1 protein-coding gene is annotated in these 554 nt (G+C 51.8%); it reads right to left on the bottom strand.

What is annotated here, in order from left to right; all coding sequences use genetic code 11:
- Positions 1–65: 65 nt before the first annotated feature.
- Positions 66–554: aldehyde dehydrogenase family protein (locus AC1DRJ_RS31920; protein ID WP_477805602.1), on the bottom strand; the 489-nt coding region annotated here is incomplete at its 5' end.

Genomic DNA, 554 nt, shown 5'->3' with positions numbered 1-554 from the left:
GTGATGGATGCGTGTAGCTGGTGCATGTTTTATAGACATGCACCACCTCACCTACTATCGCTGACTTATAAGCCACCCAGTGCGACGTACTTGATTTCCAGGTAATCGTCGATACCGTATTTTGAGCCTTCACGTCCAAGTCCGGAGGTTTTCACTCCACCAAACGGTGCAACTTCTGTGGAGATCATCCCCTCGTTCACGCCTACCATGCCGAACTCAAGATTGTCGACGACACGAAAGATTAAGCCCACGTCACGTGCGTACACATAAGCTGCTAAGCCAAAAGGAGTATCGTTTGCCATCGCAATTGCCTCGTCCTCAGTATCGAAACGGAAGAGGGGAGCGACAGGGCCGAAGGTTTCATCATTGAAGATCAGTGCATTGCGTGGCACATCGGTGAGTACCGTTGGCTCGAAGTAACTGCCGCCCAAGGAGTGACGCTTGCCTCCAGTAGCAATACATGCACCTTTTTCCACCGCATCGGCAATGTGCTCTTCCACCTTTTGCACTGCGGCCTCATTGATGAGCGGACCCAGTACTACCCCGTCATGCAT

It is taken from the genome of Pseudomonas sp. P5_B2, from assembly GCF_056400445.1.
The sequence above is the reverse complement of the archived record's forward strand: the minus strand, read 5'-3'. Positions and strand labels throughout refer to the sequence as shown.